The 17,908-nt window shown below is 73.2% G+C and carries 15 protein-coding genes; 14 read left to right on the top strand and 1 reads right to left on the bottom strand.

Annotated elements, in window-relative coordinates; all coding sequences use genetic code 11:
- The first annotated feature begins 225 nt into the window (after nucleotides 1-225).
- The 7 genes from ssd to ACQZOG_RS15835 all read left to right on the top strand — a co-directional run bounded on the left by ssd (nucleotide 226) and on the right by ACQZOG_RS15835 (nucleotide 5,373).
- A complete protein-coding gene (gene ssd / locus ACQZOG_RS15805; RefSeq protein ID WP_033274880.1) occupies nucleotides 226-1,323 on the top strand; it encodes a septum site-determining protein Ssd in 1,098 nt (365 codons plus the stop codon).
- Complete coding sequence (locus ACQZOG_RS15810; RefSeq protein WP_351033983.1) at nucleotides 1,320-2,537, top strand: TadA family conjugal transfer-associated ATPase; 1,218 nt, start codon at nucleotides 1,320-1,322, stop codon at nucleotides 2,535-2,537. The genes ssd and ACQZOG_RS15810 overlap by 4 nt, the downstream gene beginning before the upstream one ends.
- Entirely contained in the window at nucleotides 2,534-3,397 is an 864-nt protein-coding gene (locus ACQZOG_RS15815) for a type II secretion system F family protein (RefSeq protein WP_193468058.1), read from the top strand. The genes ACQZOG_RS15810 and ACQZOG_RS15815 overlap by 4 nt, the downstream gene beginning before the upstream one ends.
- Nucleotides 3,394-4,179 (top strand): type II secretion system F family protein, encoded by a 786-nt coding sequence (locus ACQZOG_RS15820; protein ID WP_033274883.1) that lies wholly within the window; start codon nucleotides 3,394-3,396, stop codon nucleotides 4,177-4,179. The genes ACQZOG_RS15815 and ACQZOG_RS15820 overlap by 4 nt, the downstream gene beginning before the upstream one ends.
- 162 nt (nucleotides 4,180-4,341) lie before the next feature.
- Nucleotides 4,342-4,551 carry a DUF4244 domain-containing protein gene (locus ACQZOG_RS15825; protein WP_033274961.1) on the top strand — a complete coding sequence of 70 codons (210 nt, stop codon included), beginning with the start codon at nucleotides 4,342-4,344 and terminating at the stop codon, nucleotides 4,549-4,551.
- The gene (locus ACQZOG_RS15830; protein ID WP_079031471.1) at nucleotides 4,538-4,996 is read left to right on the top strand and encodes a TadE family type IV pilus minor pilin; all 459 of its coding nucleotides are present in this window, start codon (nucleotides 4,538-4,540) and stop codon (nucleotides 4,994-4,996) included. The genes ACQZOG_RS15825 and ACQZOG_RS15830 overlap by 14 nt, the downstream gene beginning before the upstream one ends.
- Nucleotides 4,993-5,373: an Rv3654c family TadE-like protein gene (locus ACQZOG_RS15835; RefSeq protein WP_033274885.1), complete on the top strand. Its 381-nt coding sequence runs from the start codon at nucleotides 4,993-4,995 to the stop codon at nucleotides 5,371-5,373. Before ACQZOG_RS15830 ends, ACQZOG_RS15835 begins: the two co-directional genes overlap by 4 nt.
- On the opposite strand, the gene ACQZOG_RS15840 is transcribed toward ACQZOG_RS15835, so the two are convergent.
- Nucleotides 5,309-8,041 (bottom strand): DEAD/DEAH box helicase, encoded by a 2,733-nt coding sequence (locus ACQZOG_RS15840; RefSeq protein WP_351084025.1) that lies wholly within the window; start codon nucleotides 8,039-8,041, stop codon nucleotides 5,309-5,311. The genes ACQZOG_RS15835 and ACQZOG_RS15840 overlap by 65 nt on opposite strands.
- Before the next feature lie 79 nt (nucleotides 8,042-8,120).
- Between ACQZOG_RS15840 and bldG the strand changes: the two genes are divergently transcribed.
- The 7 genes from bldG (at nucleotide 8,121) to topA (ending at nucleotide 17,853) form a co-directional block, all read left to right on the top strand.
- Nucleotides 8,121-8,462 carry an anti-sigma factor antagonist BldG gene (gene bldG, locus ACQZOG_RS15845; RefSeq protein ID WP_006132569.1) on the top strand — a complete coding sequence of 114 codons (342 nt, stop codon included), beginning with the start codon at nucleotides 8,121-8,123 and terminating at the stop codon, nucleotides 8,460-8,462.
- 110 nt (nucleotides 8,463-8,572) lie between these two features.
- Entirely contained in the window at nucleotides 8,573-9,010 is a 438-nt protein-coding gene (locus tag ACQZOG_RS15850) for an ATP-binding protein (RefSeq protein ID WP_037640848.1), read from the top strand.
- A gap of 321 nt (nucleotides 9,011-9,331) precedes the next feature.
- Entirely contained in the window at nucleotides 9,332-11,743 is a 2,412-nt protein-coding gene (locus ACQZOG_RS15855) for a sodium-translocating pyrophosphatase (RefSeq protein WP_033274887.1), read from the top strand.
- A gap of 182 nt (nucleotides 11,744-11,925) precedes the next feature.
- Entirely contained in the window at nucleotides 11,926-12,516 is a 591-nt protein-coding gene (locus tag ACQZOG_RS15860; protein ID WP_193454469.1) for a small secreted protein, read from the top strand.
- An 82-nt stretch (nucleotides 12,517-12,598) separates the two neighbouring features.
- The gene (locus ACQZOG_RS15865) at nucleotides 12,599-14,128 is read left to right on the top strand and encodes a DUF7059 domain-containing protein (RefSeq protein WP_203550395.1); all 1,530 of its coding nucleotides are present in this window, start codon (nucleotides 12,599-12,601) and stop codon (nucleotides 14,126-14,128) included.
- Nucleotides 14,129-14,570: 442 nt separating this feature from the next.
- Nucleotides 14,571-14,768 carry a hypothetical protein gene (locus tag ACQZOG_RS15870; protein WP_261675382.1) on the top strand — a complete coding sequence of 66 codons (198 nt, stop codon included), beginning with the start codon at nucleotides 14,571-14,573 and terminating at the stop codon, nucleotides 14,766-14,768.
- A 244-nt stretch (nucleotides 14,769-15,012) separates the two neighbouring features.
- Nucleotides 15,013-17,853: a type I DNA topoisomerase gene (gene topA, locus ACQZOG_RS15875; RefSeq protein ID WP_286199477.1), complete on the top strand. Its 2,841-nt coding sequence runs from the start codon at nucleotides 15,013-15,015 to the stop codon at nucleotides 17,851-17,853.
- Nucleotides 17,854-17,908 lie beyond the last annotated feature (55 nt).

Consider the following 17,908-nt stretch of genomic DNA (forward strand, 5'->3'; position numbering starts at 1 on the left):
ACCGCCTCGTCCACAGTTTTCCACCAAGATCCCCACGATTTCCGGCGCCGCTGCACTGTCATTCCCACGCGTCCCGATCGCCGCGAGTGCACACCCGCTTCCGCTCGGCCGGGACGTGCCCGGCCGGAATCCTCCGGCCGGTCCGCGGGAGGCCGCAGCGCGGTCCTCCCCCACCTGGAACCGGCGGGCCCGAGGGCCGCGCGAGGTAGGGAGCACTGGGACGACATGACCGGAACCGTCACACACGACCCGCCCGGAGGGAACCGGCCGGGCGCACCGCTGATCGTCACCGAGGACACAGGTCTCCTCGACGACCTGCTGCGCCTGTGCGCGGCCGCCGGCGCCACACCGGAGGTCCACCACGGGCTGCCCGGGCCGCGCGGAAGCTGGGAGGCCGCGCCGCTGGTCCTCGTCGGTGACGACGCCGCCCGGCGGGCCCGCGGCGCGCCCCGCAGACAGGGGGTGGTGCTGGTCGGCCGCGACCAGGACGACCCCGGCGTGTGGCGGCGGGCCGTCGAGATCGGCGCCGACCACGTGCTGATGCTGCCCGACGGCGAGCAGTGGCTCGTCGACCGCATCGCCGACGTCGCCGAAGGCGTCGGACGGCCCGCGCTGACCGTCGGCGTCATCGGCGGCCGGGGCGGCGCGGGCGCGTCCACCCTGGCGTGCGCCCTCGCCGTCACCTCCGCCCGCGAAGGACTGCGCACCCTGCTGGTGGACGCCGACCCGCTGGGCGGCGGACTGGACGTGGCGCTCGGCGGCGAGACCGCGAAAGGGCTGCGCTGGCCCGCCTTCGCGTCGTCGCACGGCCGGGTCGGCGGCGGCGCGCTGGAGGAGTCGCTGCCCGAACTGCACTCGCTGCGCGTGCTCAGCTGGGACCGCGGCGACTGCCTCTCGGTGCCGCCCAGGGCCGTGCGCGCGGTCCTCGCCGCCGCCCGGCGCGGCGGCGGAGCCGTCGTCGTCGACCTGCCGCGACGCGTCGACGAGGGCGTCGCGGAGGTCCTCGCCCAGCTCGACCTGACGCTCCTCGTGGTCCCCGCCGAGCTGCGCGCCGTCGCGGCGGCCGGCCGCGTCGCCTCCGCCGTGGGCATGGTCATGCGCGACCTGCGCGTCGCCGTCCGGGGACCGTACGCACCCGGTCTGGACGACCACGAGGTGGCCCGGCTGCTCGGCCTGCCCCTCGTCGGTGACGTGCCGGTCGAACCCGCCCTCCAGCGCCCGTACGGCACGGGACGCCCGCCCGGAGTGACCGGACGCGGCCCGCTGTCCCGCTTCTGCCGCGCGTTCTGGGAGCGCGCGCTGGTGGAGGCGAGGGCGGCATGAGCGGCATGGGGACGACCGGGGCGGCGATGCCTCCCGGGCTGCTCGACGGGGTGCGGCGACGGCTGGCCGAGAGCGGCGCCGAACCGACGCCCGCGCGGGTCGCACAGGCCCTGCGCGAACAGGGCCGGGTGCTCGGCGACGCCGAAGTGCTCGGCGCGGCCGAGCAGTTGCGGTCCGAGCTGGTCGGCAGCGGGCCGCTGGAGCGGCTGTTGTCCGACCCGACCGTGACCGACGTGCTGGTGTCCGCGCCGGACCGGGTCTGGGTGGACCGCGGCGGGGGCCTGACGCTCACCTCGGTCTCCTTCCCGGACGAGCCGTCCGTGCGACGCCTGGCGCAGCGGCTCGCCGCCGTGGCCGGCCGGCGCCTGGACGACGCACGGCCCTGGGTCGACGCCCGGCTCCCCGACGGCACCCGGCTGCACGCGGTGCTCCCGCCCGTCGCGGTGGGCGGCACCTGCCTGTCCCTGCGGGTCGTGAGGCCGCGCGCCTTCACCCTCGACGAGCTGGTGACCGCCGGGACGGTGCCGCCGGGCGGGGACCAGGTGCTGCGGGCCCTGATGGACGCGCGGCTGTCCTTCCTGGTCAGCGGCGGCACGGGCACCGGCAAGACCACCCTGCTCAGCGCCCTGCTGGGACTGGTGGGGCCGGACGAGCGGATCGTGCTCGCGGAGGACTCCGCCGAGCTGCGGCCCGACCACCCCCATGTCGTCCGGCTGGAGACCCGGCCCGCCAACCAGGAAGGCGCGGGACTGGTGACCCTGGAGGACCTGGTGCGCCAGGCCCTGCGGATGAGGCCTGACAGGCTCGTCGTGGGCGAGGTGCGCGGACCCGAGGTGGTGCATCTGCTCGCCGCGCTCAACACGGGACACGAGGGCGGCTCCGGCACGGTGCACGCCAACGCCGCCGGCGACGTGCCCGCCCGGCTGGAGGCGCTCGGCACGGCGGCGGGCCTCGACCGGTTCGCCCTCCACAGCCAGCTCGCGGCCGCGTTGTCCGTGGTGCTGCACCTGGTGCGCGACCGCAGCGGCAGGCGGCGGATCGCCGAGGTGCACGTCCTCGAGCGCGACCCCTCGGGGCTGGTGCGGACGGCCCCGGCACTGCGGTGGGGACCGGAGACCTTCGTCGCCGAGCCAGCCTGGCCGCGCCTGCGGCACCTGCTGCGCGCCGCGCGGGACGAGGAGGCCCGGGCGGGGCGAGAGGCGGTCGGCGCGTGAGCGGGGTGACCGGGACGACGGTGGGCGCGGCGGTGGCGTGCCTGGGGTCGGCGGCCTGGGTGCTGGGCGGCGGACACCGGGAGGCCCGGAGGGCGCGGGCGCTGGCCGGGGACGACCGGGGGCTCGAGGGACGACCGCTTCTCACGGCGGCGGCGGACCGGCTTCGGGCGCGACTCGGCGTCGAGTGGACGTCGTTGGCCGTCGGCGTGGTGCTCGCGGTGCTCGGGGCGTCGGTGCTGCCGGTCGTCGCGGGGGCGGCCGGGGTGCCCGTGCTGCGCAGGGTGCGGCGGGCGGCCGCGGGGCGCAAGGAGCGGGACGGCCGCGCGGACGCGGTGGTCGCTCTGTGCGGGGCGCTCGCCGGGGAGTTGCGGGCGGGACGGCAGCCGGGCGAGGCGCTGTTGGCGGCCGCCCGGGACTCCGGAGGGCTCGGTGGCCATCAGGCGGCCGTGCTGGCGGCGGCGCGGTTCGGCGGCGACGTGCCGGGCGCGCTCACGGCGGCGGCCCGGCAGCCCGGCGCCGAGGGTTTGCGCGGACTCGCCGCGTGCTGGCGGGTGGCGGTGGACCAGGGCGCGGGACTCGCGGACGGCCTCGACCGGCTGGAAGCGGCCCTGCGTGCCGAGCGGGACCAGCGGGCCGACCTGCGCGCCCAGTTGTCCGGTGCCCGCGCCACGGCGGTGATGCTCGCGGGGCTCCCGGTGGTCGGGCTGGCGCTGGGCGCGGCCCTGGGAGCCGATCCGCTGCACGTCCTGCTGCACACACCGTCGGGGACGGTCTGTCTGGCGGCCGGCGGGGTGCTGGAGGGGCTGGGCCTGTGGTGGGCGCTGCGGATCATGCGCGGGGCCGAGGAGGCGGCGGCATGAGCGGCGACGTCGTCCACAGGCTGGGGACGGTCGCGGGGGTCGCCGCCGTGCTCGTCGGGGCGTGGGCCTGGTGGCACCGGTTCCGGTGCGAGCGGCGGACACGACGGCGGCTCGACGCGCTCGCGGCCCGGGAACGGCGAAGAACGGGAGTGCGCCCCCCGTTGCTCAGGGCCGCGCGCGGACGGCTGCCGTACGTAGCGGTCGTGGGCGCCGGGTGGGTGACGGTGGGCGGGATCGGCGGTGTCGGGCTGGGGCTGGTCCTGGCGGCGGGACTGTGGCGGTGGCACCGGCGGCAGACGCGGGCGGCCCACGGAGCGAGCGCGCCCGACTCGGCTCTGGCGGCACGCCAACTCCCGCTCGCCGCCGACCTGCTGTCCGCCTGCATCGCGGCGGGCGCCGGACCGGTACCGGCGGCGCAGGCCGTCGGGGAGGCCCTGGGCGGCCCGGTCGGGGACGCCCTGGCGCGGGGCGCCGCGGAGGTGCGGCTCGGCGGTGAGCCGGGAGAGGCCTGGCGCCGGCTGGCCGCCCTGCCCGGCGCGGTCCCGCTGGCCCGGCTGCTGGAGCGGGCCGACGTGTCGGGTCTTCCGCTCGCCGCACCGATGGGCCGGCTCGCCGCGGAGGCGCGGGCCGAGTGGTCCCGTGCGGCGACCACGCGGGCCCGGCGGGCGGCGGTCCTCATCAGCGCGCCGGTGGGCCTGTGCTTCCTGCCCGCCTTCATCGCCGTCGGCGTCCTGCCCGTGGTGATCGGGCTCGCGGGCGGGGTGCTGGGAGGGGGTGGGTGAGGAGGCGAGTGAGGAGGCGCGGCGGACGACGAAGGACGACAGCAGACGACGAGAACCGGCGACGACGGGTGACGACAACCAGTGACAGCCGGCGACAGCCAGGCGAACAGCCGGCGACGACAACCGGCGATGACAACGGACACGGCACGTATGGAGGTTCGGATGTATCAGGTGGTGCGGGCGCGGCTGCGTGCCCTGACGGCGAGGGTGCGCGGGGCGCGGAGGGACGCCGGGATGGTGACCTCGGAGTACGCGATGGGAATCGTGGCGGCGGTGGCATTCGCCGTGGTGCTCTACCGGGTGGTCAACAGCGGCCCGGTCAGCACGGCCCTGCGGAACATCGTGCAGCAGGCCCTCGATGGCCGCATGTGACCGGGGACGCGGCAGATGGCGCGGTGGAGGGGGCAGCGGACGGCGCGGTGGACGGGGCGGCGGGAGGCGTGGCCTCTCGCGCGACAACGGGCGCGACCGCGGGTTCGTGACGGCGGAGGCGGCGCTGGTGCTGCCCGTGCTGGTGCTGTTCGTGACGGCGCTGGTGTGGGGGCTGATGGTGGTGGCCGCGCAGATCCAGTGTGTGGACGCGGCCCGGGCGGGGGCCCGGGCCGCGGCACGGCAGGATCCCCCGGACGCGGTGGTCGAGGTGACCCGGGAGGCGGCTCCGGCCGGTGCGCGCGTCACGGTCGGCCGGGACGCCGAACAGGTCAGGGTGACCGTGGTGGCCAGGGCGCCGATGCTGCGGGCGCTGCCCTTCGAACTGCGGGAGGAGGCCGTCGCGGCGGTCGAAGAGGGGGTGGTCGCCGTGAGTACGGCGAGGTGAGGGACGCCACGCGGGGGCGCGACCGCGGCTCCGCCTCCGTGTGGTGCGTCGGCGCGGTCGCCGTGCTGTGCGTGGTGTTCGGGGTGGTGCTCGCCCTGGGGCACGCCGTGGTGGTCCGGCACCGGGCGGCGTCAGGCGCGGACCTCGCGGCGCTCGCCGCCGCCGACCACTGGGAGCACGGTGCGGCGGAGGCGTGCGCGCGGGCGGACCGGGTGGCCCGGGCCCAGGACGCGCGGCTCGTGCGGTGCGTGATGACCGGCGAGGTGTCGGACGTGTCGGTGGCGTCCGGCGTGGGCCCGTTCACCGCGGAGGTCAGGGCACGGGCGGGACCTCCGGGTCCGGCGCAGCCTCCGCCGGCCCCTCGGCCGACGCGCTGACCCCGTCGCGGCGTCCTTCGGCGGACGAGGTGACTTCGTCGCCGCGTCCTTCGGCCGGCGAGCTGACCCCGTTGCCGCGCCCCTCGGCCGGCGAGCTGACCCGGCCACCGCACCCCTCGGAAGCCTCTGCCCCGCCGCGACGCCCCTCGGGAGCCTCCGCCCCCTCCGCGCCCTCGGCCCTTTCATCGGCCCGCTCCTCCGCCCCGTCCGCCTTCTCCTCGGGCGCCCCCTCCAGCAGCACGTCCAGGAGCCGCACGGCGCCCCGCTTGTGCAAGGGGTCGTTGCCGTTGCCGCACTTGGGGGACTGGATGCAGGAGGGGCACCCGGCCTCGCACTCGCAGGAGGCGATGGCCTGGCGGGTGGCCGTGAGCCAGGAGCGGGCGGTGTGGAAGGCGCGTTCGGCGAAGCCCGCGCCGCCCGGGTGGCCGTCGTAGACGAAGACCGTGGGCAGCAGGGTGTCGGGGTGCAGCGGGACCGAGACGCCGCCGATGTCCCAGCGGTCGCAGGTGGCGAACAGCGGCAGCATGCCGATCGACGCGTGCTCGGCCGCGTGGAGGGCGCCGCCGAGGATCTCCGGGTTGATCCGGGCCCGGTCCAGCTGGTCCTCGGTGACCGTCCACCACACGGCACGGGTGCGCAAAGTACGGGGAGGGAGGTCGAGCTTGGTCTCGCCGAGCACCTCGCCGGTGATGACCCGCCTTCGCAGGAAGGAGACGACCTGGTTGGTCACCTCGACGGAGCCGAAGCAGAGGCGTCCGTCGCCCCAGGGGATCTCGGTGTCCGTCTCCAGGACGGAGATGGCCGTCGTGTCCCGGGCCACGGTCGTGTACGACGGGCTGGCCTGCTCGACCAGGGCGACGGAGTCCTCCAGGTCGAGGGAGCGGACGACGTAGGTGCGGCCCTGGTGCAGATGGACCGCGCCCTCGTGGACGCTGGTGTGCGCGGCGCCCGCGTCGACCGTGCCCAGCAGCCGGCCCGTCCCCGCCTCGACGACCTGGACGGGGCGCCCGCCCTCCCCGCGGATGTCGGTGAGGTCGGCGGCCCGCTCGCGGCGGGTCCAGTGCCAGGCCCGCGTCCGCCGGCGCAGCAGCTTCGCGGCCTCCAGCTGCGGCAGCAGCTCCTCGGTGGTGGGGCCGAAGAGAGTGAGGTCGTCCTCGGTGAGGGGCAGTTCCTCGGCGGCCGCGCACAGGTGCGGGGCGAGGACGTACGGGTTGTCGGGGTCGAGGACCGTGGATTCCACCGGACGGTCGAAGAGCGCCTCGGGGTGGTGCACGAGGAAGGTGTCCAGCGGGTCGTCGCGGGCCACGAGCACGGCGAGCGCGCCCTGCCCCGAGCGTCCCGCGCGGCCGGCCTGCTGCCACAGGGAGGCGCGGGTGCCCGGGTAGCCGGCGATGACGACGGCGTCCAGGCCGGAGACGTCCATGCCGAGTTCGAGGGCGTTGGTGGCGGCGAGGCCGAGGAGCTCGCCGGAGTGCAGGGCGCGTTCCAGGGCGCGGCGCTCCTCGGGGAGGTAGCCGCCCCGGTAGGCGGCGACCCGCCGGGTCAGGGACCGGTCGACCTCGGCGAGGCGCTCCTTGGCGATCACGGAGATCAGCTCGGCGCCGCGCCGGGAGCGGACGAAGGCGACCGAGCGGACGCCCTGGACGGTGAGGTCGGTGAGCAGGTCGGCGGCCTCGGCGGTGGCGGTGCGGCGGACCGGTGCGCCCTTCTCGCCGTGCAGCTCGGTGAGCGGCGGCTCCCAGAGGGCGAACACCAGTTCACCGCGGGGTGAGGCGTCGTCGGCGACCTCGACCACGGGCAGGCCGGTGAGGCGTCGGGCGGCGACGGCCGGCTCGGCGGCGGTCGCGGAGGCCAGCAGGAACACGGGCGACGCGCCGTAGCGGGCGCACAGCCGCCGCAGCCGGCGCAGCACCTGGGCGACGTGCGAGCCGAACACACCCCGGTAGGTGTGACACTCGTCGATCACGACGTACTTGAGCGCCTTGAGGAAGGAGGACCAGCGGGGGTGGGACGGCAGGATGCCGCGGTGCAGCATGTCGGGGTTGGTCAGCACGTAGTTGGCGTACTGGCGGATCCATTCGCGTTCCTCGAACGGAGTGTCGCCGTCGTGGACCGCCGCGCGCACCGAATGGCCCAGTGGCTGTGAAAGTTCCTTCACGGACCGGCACTGGTCCGCGGCGAGCGCCTTCGTGGGGGCGAGGTAGAGGGCGGTGGCGCCCCTGCCGTTCGGCGCCTCGGCCCCGTCCAGCAGCGTGGACAGCACGGGCACCAGGTACGACAGGGACTTGCCGGAGGCCGTGCCGGTGGCGACCACCACCGAGTCGCCGTCCAGGGCGTGCTCGGCGGCCCGCGCCTGGTGGGCCCAGGGGTGTTCGATTCCCGCGGCCCGCACCGCGGCGATCACCTCCGGGCGGATCCGGTGGGGCCAGACGGCATGGCGACCCGCACGCGGGGGCAAGTGCTCCGTATGAGTAATGCGGGAAGCCCTGCTCGGTCCGGACGCGAGCCGGTCCAGGACGTCGCCCGGCGCGGCGGTCCCGGATCGCGTGTCCGTCGGGGGTCGATCGGATCGGTGATTCTTGGCCATCGGCACCGAGTGTGTCACCGGCGTGACGGACAATGGGGCCAAGGCGTCGTGCACGCCTGCCGGTAAGTGATTGAATGCCATGGCGGCTGGCGAACCGTCCCGGGGGCTGAGCCGAGATGTCCCAAGGGCGACCGCTCGATAGCTAGGTGCTGGAGGATCCGTGGACCTGTCCCTGTCGACCGAGACCGTGGGCGATCGCACGATCGTCAGGGTCGGTGGCGAAATCGACGTATATACCGCGCCCAAGCTGCGCGAGCAGCTGGTCGAGCTGGTGAACGACGGCAGTTTCCACCTTGTCGTCGACATGGAAGGTGTGGACTTCCTCGACTCCACCGGTCTCGGCGTGCTGGTCGGCGGCCTGAAGCGGGTACGAGCCCACGAGGGCTCGCTGCGCCTGGTCTGCAACCAGGAGCGCATTTTGAAGATCTTCCGCATCACCGGCCTCACCAAGGTGTTCCCGATCCACACCTCGGTCGAGGAAGCGGTGGCGGCGACCGACTGACCACCCGCTCCCGGGCGGTCGTGCCCGGGCAGCACGAGAGACACCGAAGGGGGCCGGGCGTTCGGCGGCCCGGCCCCTTCACCGCACGCCCGTAGTCGCGAGGGGGATGCATGGCCACCGTCGAACTCCGCTTCAGCGCGCTGCCCGAGCACGTCCGGACCGCCCGGCTCGTGGCGGCGGCGGTGGCGCGCAGGGCCGGAGTGGACGAGGCCGTCCTCGACGAGGTGCGGCTCGCCGTCGGCGAGGCCTGCACCCGGGCCGTCGGACTGCACCAGCACGGCGGGATCTCCGCGCCCGTGAAGGTGCTGCTGATCGAGGAGGAGAAGCAGTTCTCCATCGAGGTCGGCGACGAGGCCCCGCACGCCCCCGTCCGGGCCCGCTCGGCCGACGAGGTGCTCGGCGACCCCGACGTGGAGACCGAGGAGGACGAGATGGGCCTCGCGGTCATCAGCGGCCTCGTCGACGACGTCGAGGTCAGTGCCGGGGAGAGCGGCGGATCGATCCGCATGAGGTGGCCCACCACGCCGCCGGCCGCGACGTTCACCTGACCGGTTCACCCGTACGCCGACCGTTTTCCGAAGGGCCCCCTGCGTGGGGGCCCTTCGGCATGTGCGGGTGCCGGGGACCGCGCTTACAGTGGTTCCCAGCGGAAGATCGCGTGAATTCGTTCACGATCCTCCGTGCCCGGGAGAATGCGATCACGAGAATGCTTCAAAGGCATTACCGATTTCCGGCCGGCCGGTCGCCGGAGATCAATGGTGAAGAGTGACTGCACGCCATTTACATTTCTCGCGGTCTGTTTAGATCAGGTTCCGGTACCTACAATCCCGTCCACATCTTGAGCTCAGCCCAAGCGTCAAGGAGGACGAATGGCGGGGCTTTCCATCTCATACGAGTCGGGCCAACCCACATCCCTCGCAGCCGCCGTGCTGACCGACGAGAACCGCGTGCTCGTGGTGACCATCGGCGTCGTGGCCCTGGCGGCGCTGGCCGTCGCGGCGGTCCTGGTGCGCCAGGTGCTCGCGGCCGGCGAGGGCACCGACGGCATGAAGAAGATCGCGGCCGCGGTCCAGGAAGGCGCCAACGCCTATCTGGCCCGCCAGCTGCGCACGCTCGGCGTATTCGCCGTGATCGTTTTCTTCCTGCTCATGCTGCTGCCCGCGGACGACTGGAATCAGCGTGCCGGGCGGTCGGTGTTCTTCTTGATCGGAGCGGCGTTCTCGGCGGCCACCGGCTATATCGGCATGTGGCTCGCGGTGCGCAGTAATGTCCGGGTCGCAGCCGCGGCCCGGGAAGCCACTCCGGCCGAGGGTGAGCCGGAAAAGGATCTCACCACCGTTTCGCACAAGGCGATGAAGATCGCTTTCCGTACGGGCGGTGTGGTCGGCATGTTCACGGTGGGGCTGGGTCTGCTCGGCGCCGCCTGTGTCGTGCTGGTGTACGCGGCCGACGCGCCGAAGGTGCTCGAGGGCTTCGGCCTCGGGGCCGCGCTGATCGCGATGTTCATGCGGGTCGGCGGCGGCATCTTCACCAAGGCCGCCGACGTCGGCGCCGACCTGGTCGGCAAGGTCGAGCAGGGCATTCCGGAGGACGATCCGCGCAATGCCGCGACCATCGCCGACAACGTGGGCGACAACGTCGGCGACTGCGCGGGCATGGCGGCCGACCTCTTCGAGTCGTACGCCGTGACGCTGGTGGCCGCGCTGATCCTCGGGTCCGCGGCGTTCGGCAACGCGGGCCTCGCGTTCCCGCTGCTGGTCCCCGCGATCGGTGTGATCACCGCGATGATCGGCATTTTCGCGGTGGCGCCCCGGCGCGCCGACCGCAGCGGCATGAGCGCGATCAACCGCGGGTTCTTCATCTCCGCGGTGATCTCGCTGGTGCTGGTCGCGATCGCGACGTTCGTCTACCTGCCGTCGTCGTACGCCGACCTCACCGGGGCGACCGACGAGGCGGTCCTGGCCAAGAGCGGCGACCCGCGGGTCCTCGCGCTGGTCGCGGTGGCCATCGGCATCGTGCTGGCGGCGCTGATCCAGCAGCTCACCGGCTACTTCACCGAGACCACCCGGCGCCCGGTGCGGGACATCGGGAAGACCTCGCTGACGGGACCGGCCACCGTGGTCCTCGCCGGCATCTCCGTGGGCCTGGAATCGGCCGTCTACACCGCCCTGTTGATCGGCCTCGGCGTGTACGGGGCGTTCCTGCTCGGCGGCACGTCGATCATGCTGGCGCTGTTCGCGGTGGCGCTGGCCGGCACCGGTCTGCTCACCACGGTCGGTGTGATCGTCGCGATGGACACCTTCGGCCCGGTCTCCGACAACGCGCAGGGCATCGCCGAGATGTCCGGCGACGTCGAGGGCGCGGGCGCCCAGGTGCTCACCAACCTGGACGCGGTCGGCAACACCACCAAGGCCATCACCAAGGGCATCGCCATCGCCACGGCCGTCCTCGCGGCAGCGGCGCTGTTCGGCTCGTACCGGGACGCCATCACCACCGGCGCCCGGGAGGTGGGCGAACGGCTCAGCGGCGAGGGCGCTCCGCTGAGCCTGATGATGGACATCTCGCAGCCCAACAACCTCGTCGGCCTGATCGCGGGCGCGGCGGTCGTCTTCCTCTTCTCGGGGCTGGCGATCAACGCGGTGTCGCGGTCGGCGGGTTCGGTGGTCTACGAGGTGCGGCGGCAGTTCCGTGAGAAGCCCGGGATCATGGACCACACCGAGACGCCCGAGTACGGCAAGGTCGTCGACATCTGCACCAAGGACGCCCTGCGGGAGCTCGCCACGCCCGGTCTGCTCGCGGTGATGGCGCCCATCTTCATCGGGTTCACGCTCGGTGTGGGCGCGCTCGGCGCCTTCCTGGCCGGCGCGATCGGCGCGGGCACGCTGATGGCGGTGTTCCTCGCCAACTCCGGTGGCGCGTGGGACAACGCCAAGAAGCTCGTCGAGGACGGTCACCACGGCGGCAAGGGCAGCGAGGCCCACGCGGCCACCGTCATCGGCGACACGGTCGGCGACCCGTTCAAGGACACCGCCGGTCCGGCGATCAACCCCCTGCTGAAGGTGATGAACCTGGTGGCGCTGCTCATCGCGCCCGCGGTCATCAAGTTCTCCTACGGCGCCGACAAGAGCGTCGGGATGCGGGTGCTGATCGCGGTGCTCTCCGCGCTGGTGATCATCGCGGCGGTGTACGTGTCCAAGCGGCGCGGGATCGCGGTGGACGACGACGAGGGCGACGCGGAGCCGAGGCCCAACTCGCCCGACCCGGCGGTGGTTTCCCGGTAGGGCGAGCCGGACACCGGTCCAAGGTGCGGGCGGGCGGCGCGGTTTGACGCGCCGCCCGCCCGCACGGTTTCCGGCCCGTGACCCTTGTCTCGCCTGGTGCAAATGGTTACAAAAAGTCTCTTACCGGACGTTCGACAAGTGGGTGTAGGCCATCCGGCGTGTATGTTCCGGGGCCGAAGGCCATGGAAGGGACCAATCCGGTGAACAAGAAGCTCGCGGCCGCACTGTCCGGCGGTGCGGTACTGGTACTGGCGCTGACGGGATGCGGCGGCGACGACAGCGACGAGAAGCTGGACGCATGGGCGAAGGAGGTCTGCGACGGCGTGCAGCCGCAGGCCGCCAAGATCAAGGCGGCCAACACCGCCATCCAGAAGGAGACCTCGGACAACAGCACGCCGCAGGCGGTCCAGCAGGCCGACTCGAAGGCTTTCCAGGACATGTCCGACGCCTACAAGGCCATCGGCGCCGCCGTGACCAAGGCCGGCGCGCCCGACGTCGAGAACGGTGAGCAGAAGCAGCAGGACGCCGTGAAGGAGCTCAACAGCATCTCCGCGTCCTACGCCACCCTGAAGAAGCAGGTCGACGGCCTCAACACCAAGGACCAGGCGGACTTCGCCGACGGTCTGAAGGACATCGCGGCCGAGCTGGACAAGCTGAGCAAGAGCGGCAGCGACGCCCTCAGCGCGCTGGAGGAGGGCAAGGTCGGCGAGGCCATGTCCCGTCAGGCCAGCTGCCAGACCGCCACCGCGTCGGCGGGCGCGACCAAGAGCTGACGGCGTCCCGCGCGCTACGGGCCGCCCGGCTGACGGCGGCTCAGCGGCCGCGGGTGCGCGCCGGGTGGGGGCGGCGGCCACAATGGGGGGCGTGAGTGACGCCAGCCTGCCGCCCCTGCCCTCGTCCGACCGCACCGACGCCGCCGCCCGGCTGCGGGAGGCGCTGCTCGGCGCCTCCTTCACCGCCGACGGACTGCTCGATCTGCTCGGCGCCCCCGCGTACGCGGCGCTGGCCCGCAGCGAGACCGTGCCCGCGCTCCGCGCCACGCGAGGGGACACCCCGCTGGAGCTGCTCGTGCGGCTGTTCCTGCTCCAGCAGCCGGTGGAGCGCGCGGGACTGGACGGCGTCCTGCCCGTCGACGTCTGCCTGGAGAGCGGCTGGCTCCGCCCCGCGGGCGGGGACGCGCTCGCGGCGACCGTGGACGTCCGGCCGTACGGCGGGTCCGACGGCGAGGACTGGTTCGTCGTGTCGGACCTCGGGTGCGCGGTCGGCGGCGCCGGGGGCATCGGCAGCCGGGAGCCGGGCGTGGTGCTCGGTGTCGGCGGCGCGTCCACCACGCTTGCCGGCATCACGGTCCGTACGCCCGTGGGGTCGGCGCTCGACGTCGGCACCGGGTCCGGCATCCAGGCGCTGCACGCCGCCCGGCACGCCACGCGCGTGACCGCCACCGACGTGAACCCGCGCGCTCTGCACATCACGGCGCTCACCCTGGCGCTCTCCGGGGTCCCGGCCGCCGACCTGCGCGAGGGGTCGCTGTTCGCCCCGCTGCGGGACGACGAGACGTACGACCTGATCGTGTCCAACCCGCCGTTCGTCATCTCGCCCGGGGCGCGGCTGACCTACCGCGACGGCGGGATGGGCGGGGACGACCTGTGCCGCACGCTGGTGCAGCAGGCGGGGGAGCGGCTCGCCGTCGGCGGGTACGCGCAGTTCCTCGCCAACTGGCAGCACGTGGAGGGGGAGGACTGGCAGGACCGGCTCCGCTCCTGGGTGCCGCGTGGCTGCGACGCATGGATCGTGCAGCGCGAGGTGCAGGACGTGACGCAGTACGCCGAGCTGTGGCTGCGGGACGCGGGCGACCACCGCGGGGACGAGGCGGAGTACCGGGCGCGCTACGACGCGTGGCTGGACGAGTTCGAGGCGCGCGAGGTCAGGGCGGTCGGCTTCGGGTGGATCACCCTGCGCCGGTCGGACGCGGCCGTGCCGTCGGTCACGGTGGAGGAGTGGCCGCACCCGGTGGAGCAGCCGCTCGGTGACACGGTCCGCGCTCACTTCGAGCGGCTGGACCACCTGCGGTCGCACGACGACGCGGCGCTGCTGGAGGCGCGCTTCGAGCTGGCTCCCGAGGTGGTCCAGGAGCAGGTCGGGCTGCCCGGCGCCGAGGACCCGGAGCACGTCGTGCTGCGGCAGAACCGCGGGATGCGCCGGGCGACCAAGGTCGACACCATCGGCGCGGGGTTCGCCGGCGTCTGCGACGGCACCATGACCGCGGGGCGGATCCTGGACGCCATCGCCCAGCTTCTCGGTGAGGACCCCGTCCTGCTGCGGGATCGCACCCCGGCGCAGATTCGGCTGCTGGTCGAGCAGGGGTTCCTGAACCCGGTGGACTGAGGGGCCCTTCGCCCCTGGACCCCGGGTGCGGGTGGTCGGTGGTTGCTCGCGCAGTTCCCCGCGCCCCTTCGGGGTGCGTTCACCGAAGCACCTCCAAAGGGCGCGGGGAACTGCGCGACCAGCTCCCACCGCCCCGCGGCCGACGACGACACGGCACCACGCCCAGCCCACACGAGGCCCCACAGGCCACGCACGCCACAGTGGCACGCACCCGTACACCCCTGTGTCGTGCGCCGCATCTTTCACGCCCATGTCGGCCCCGGCGCCGGGCCGTCCGGAACCCGCGGACATATCCGGAAGCGGACCGAGCCTGCCCGCTTCCGGTCACCCCGCCGCCCTCCCGAGCCGCTCCGTTCACCTCCGGTTCGTCCCCCCGCCGCCCACGCGTGGGAGCGTCCCGAGCAGTCGGCGCAGGGACGGACGAGAGGGGGCGCGGGCGACCATGGAGAGCGGGCCTGCGATCTACGCGGGGACGGTGTTCTGCCTGTTCGGTGCCGGTCTGCTGGCCTGGACGGTGTCCCGTGCGCGGCAGCACCGCCCGGTCGCCCTCGGTGTGAACCGCGTCGCATCGACCATGGGCGCCGGATCCGTCGCGCTCGTCTCCCTGGCCCTCGGCGCCTGGTGCTTCGGCCGTCTCTGAGGCGCACCGAGGTCGGGACCCCGCAGTAACCGAAGGATCGCACTCCGCATAAGAGCGGGCGGAGTCTGGACACTCCGGGCGGCAGGAACGGTGGTAGTCGGGTTACCGTTCGAGTGGCCGTTGCGGGCTTTTCCCGTTTGACACGGGGGCGGGATGTACCGTCACACTCCGCAGCGTCACCATGACCCGACCCCGGGGTGAAGCGCCTGGGGAGGCCCGAGCGTCGACGGAGAGAAGAGCGAAGTTGTCCCCGACCAGCGAGACCGCGAACGGCGGCCGCCGACTCGTCATCGTCGAGTCGCCTGCCAAGGCGAAGACGATCAAGGGCTATCTCGGCCCCGGCTACATCGTCGAGGCGAGCGTCGGGCACATTCGCGACCTTCCCAACGGCGCTGCCGAGGTTCCGGACAAGTACACCGGCGAGGTGCGCCGCCTCGGTGTGGACGTCGACCATGACTTCCAGCCGATCTATGTGGTCAACGCGGACAAGAAGGCGCAGGTCAAGAAGCTCAAGGACCTGCTGAAGGAGTCCGACGAACTCTTCCTCGCCACCGATGAGGACCGCGAGGGCGAGGCCATCGCGTGGCACCTCCAGGAAGTGCTCAAGCCGAAGATCCCGGTCAAGCGCATGGTGTTCCACGAGATCACCAAGGACGCGATCCGGGAGGCCGTGGCCAACCCGCGCGAGCTCAACCAGAAGCTGGTCGACGCCCAGGAGACCCGCCGCATCCTCGACCGTCTCTACGGCTACGAGGTCTCGCCGGTCCTGTGGAAGAAGGTCATGCCCCGGCTGTCCGCCGGCCGCGTGCAGTCCGTCGCCACCCGGCTCGTGGTCGAGCGGGAGCGCGAGCGCATGGCGTTCCGCTCCGCCGAGTACTGGGACCTGACCGGCACCTTCTCCACCGGCCGCACCGGTGACGCGAGCGACCCGTCGACGCTGGTCGCCCGGTTGCAGACGGTCGACGGACGCCGGGTCGCGCAGGGCCGCGACTTCGACTCGCTGGGGCAGCTGAAGAGCGCGAACACCCTCCACCTCGACGAGGCGAACGCCCGCGCGCTCGCCGCCGCCCTGGAGGACACGCGGTTCGCGGTCCGCTCGGTCGAGTCCAAGCCGTACCGCCGCTCGCCGTACGCGCCGTTCCGCACGACGACGCTGCAGCAGGAGGCGAGCCGCAAGCTCGGCTTCGGCGCGAAGGCCACCATGCAGGTCGCGCAGAAGCTGTACGAGAACGGCTACATCACTTACATGCGTACGGACTCGACGACCCTGAGCGAGACGGCGGTCGCCGCCGCCCGCGCCCAGGTCACGCAGCTGTACGGAGCCGACTACCTGCCGCCCCAGCCGCGCACCTACGCGGGCAAGGTGAAGAACGCCCAGGAGGCGCACGAGGCGATCCGTCCTTCGGGGGACCGTTTCCGCACGCCCGCCGAGACCGGTCTGACCGGCGACCAGTTCAAGCTCTACGAGCTGATCTGGAAGCGGACCGTCGCCTCGCAGATGAAGGACGCGACCGGCAACTCCGTCACCGTGAAGATCGGCGGCACATCCGCCGGCGGCCGGGACGTCGAGTTCAGCGCGTCCGGCAAGACCATCACCTTCCACGGCTTCCTCAAGGCCTACGTCGAGGGCGCCGACGACCCGAACGCCGAGCTGGACGACCGTGAGCGCCGGCTGCCGCAGGTCGCCGAGGGTGACGCGCTGAGCGCCGAGGAGATCTCGGTCGACGGGCACGCCACCAAGCCCCCGGCCCGCTACACCGAGGCGTCGCTGGTCAAGGAGCTGGAGGAGCGGGAGATCGGCCGCCCGTCGACGTACGCGTCGATCATCGGCACGATCCTCGACCGCGGCTACGTGTTCAAGAAGGGCACGGCCCTGGTGCCGTCGTTCCTCTCCTTCGCCGTGGTCAACCTGCTGGAGAAGCACTTCGGCCGGCTCGTCGACTACGACTTCACCGCGAAGATGGAGGACGACCTCGACCGCATCGCGCGCGGCGAGGCCCGCGCCGTGCCGTGGCTGAAGCGTTTCTACTTCGGCGAGGGCGAGGGCGAGGGCGCGGGCAGCGGCGCCGCCGCCGACGCCGGCAACGGCGACGGGGACCACCTCGGCGGTCTCAAGGAGCTGGTGACCGACCTGGGCGCGATCGACGCGCGCGAGGTGTCGTCGTTCCCGGTGGGCAACGGCATCGTGCTGCGGGTCGGGCGCTACGGCCCGTACGTCGAGCGCGGCGAGAAGGACACCGAGGAGCACCAGCGTGCCGACGTCCCGGCCGACCTGGCGCCCGACGAGCTGACCGTCGAGCTGGCCGAGGAGCTGCTCGCCAAGCCGAGCGGCGACTTCGAGCTGGGCACGGACCCGGCGACCGGGCACACGATCGTCGCCAAGGACGGCCGGTACGGCCCGTACGTGACGGAGATCCTTCCCGAGGGCACCCCGAAGACCGGCAAGAACGCGGTCAAGCCGCGCACCGCGTCGCTCTTCAAGTCGATGTCCCTGGACACGGTGACGCTCGACGACGCGCTGAAGCTGATGTCGCTGCCGCGCGTGGTCGGCGTGGACGCCGAGGGCCAGGAGATCACCGCGCAGAACGGCCGCTACGGCCCGTACCTGAAGAAGGGCACGGACTCGCGGTCGCTACAGTCGGAGGAGCAGCTCTTCACCATCACGCTGGAGGAGGCTCTGGCGATCTACGCCCAGCCCAAGCAGCGTGGCCGGGCCGCGGCCAAGCCGCCGCTGAAGGAGCTGGGCACCGACCCGGTCAGCGAGAAGCCGGTCGTGGTGAAGGACGGCCGCTTCGGCCCGTACGTCACCGACGGCGAGACCAACGCGACGCTGCGCTCGGGCGACAGCGTGGAGACGATCACGCCGGAGCGCGGGTTCGAGCTGCTGGCCGAGAAGCGCGCCAAGGGGCCCGCGAAGAAGACGGCGAAGAAGACCGCCAAGAAGACGACGGCCAAGAAGGCCCCGGCCAAGAAGACGGCGGCGAAGAAGACGACCGCGGCGAAGAAGACCACGGCCGCCAAGAAGACGACGGCGAAGAAGACCGCCGCCAAGAAGACGGCCGCGGCGAACGGCGCGGAGGACTGATCCCCGTCCCGTGGGGCAGTGGAACCCCCGTCCCCTGACGCCGGGTTCCACCGCC

The organism is Streptomyces sp. P13-3-3 (assembly GCF_050571355.1).
Lineage (GTDB): Bacteria > Actinomycetota > Actinomycetes > Streptomycetales > Streptomycetaceae > Streptomyces > Streptomyces althioticus.

Coding starts and splice junctions, on each gene's coding strand:
- ACQZOG_RS15830 (WP_079031471.1), top strand. CDS start 4,538: ATGGCCGCATGTGACCGGGGACGCGGCAGATGGCGCGGTGGAGGGGGC.
- ACQZOG_RS15860 (WP_193454469.1), top strand. CDS start 11,926: ATGGAAGGGACCAATCCGGTGAACAAGAAGCTCGCGGCCGCACTGTCC.
- ACQZOG_RS15825 (WP_033274961.1), top strand. CDS start 4,342: ATGTATCAGGTGGTGCGGGCGCGGCTGCGTGCCCTGACGGCGAGGGTG.
- ssd (WP_033274880.1), top strand. CDS start 226: ATGACCGGAACCGTCACACACGACCCGCCCGGAGGGAACCGGCCGGGC.
- ACQZOG_RS15820 (WP_033274883.1), top strand. CDS start 3,394: ATGAGCGGCGACGTCGTCCACAGGCTGGGGACGGTCGCGGGGGTCGCC.
- ACQZOG_RS15840 (WP_351084025.1), bottom strand. CDS start 8,041: ATGGCATTCAATCACTTACCGGCAGGCGTGCACGACGCCTTGGCCCCA.
- ACQZOG_RS15870 (WP_261675382.1), top strand. CDS start 14,571: ATGGAGAGCGGGCCTGCGATCTACGCGGGGACGGTGTTCTGCCTGTTC.
- ACQZOG_RS15850 (WP_037640848.1), top strand. CDS start 8,573: ATGGCCACCGTCGAACTCCGCTTCAGCGCGCTGCCCGAGCACGTCCGG.
- ACQZOG_RS15865 (WP_203550395.1), top strand. CDS start 12,599: ATGGGGGGCGTGAGTGACGCCAGCCTGCCGCCCCTGCCCTCGTCCGAC.
- ACQZOG_RS15855 (WP_033274887.1), top strand. CDS start 9,332: ATGGCGGGGCTTTCCATCTCATACGAGTCGGGCCAACCCACATCCCTC.
- ACQZOG_RS15810 (WP_351033983.1), top strand. CDS start 1,320: ATGAGCGGCATGGGGACGACCGGGGCGGCGATGCCTCCCGGGCTGCTC.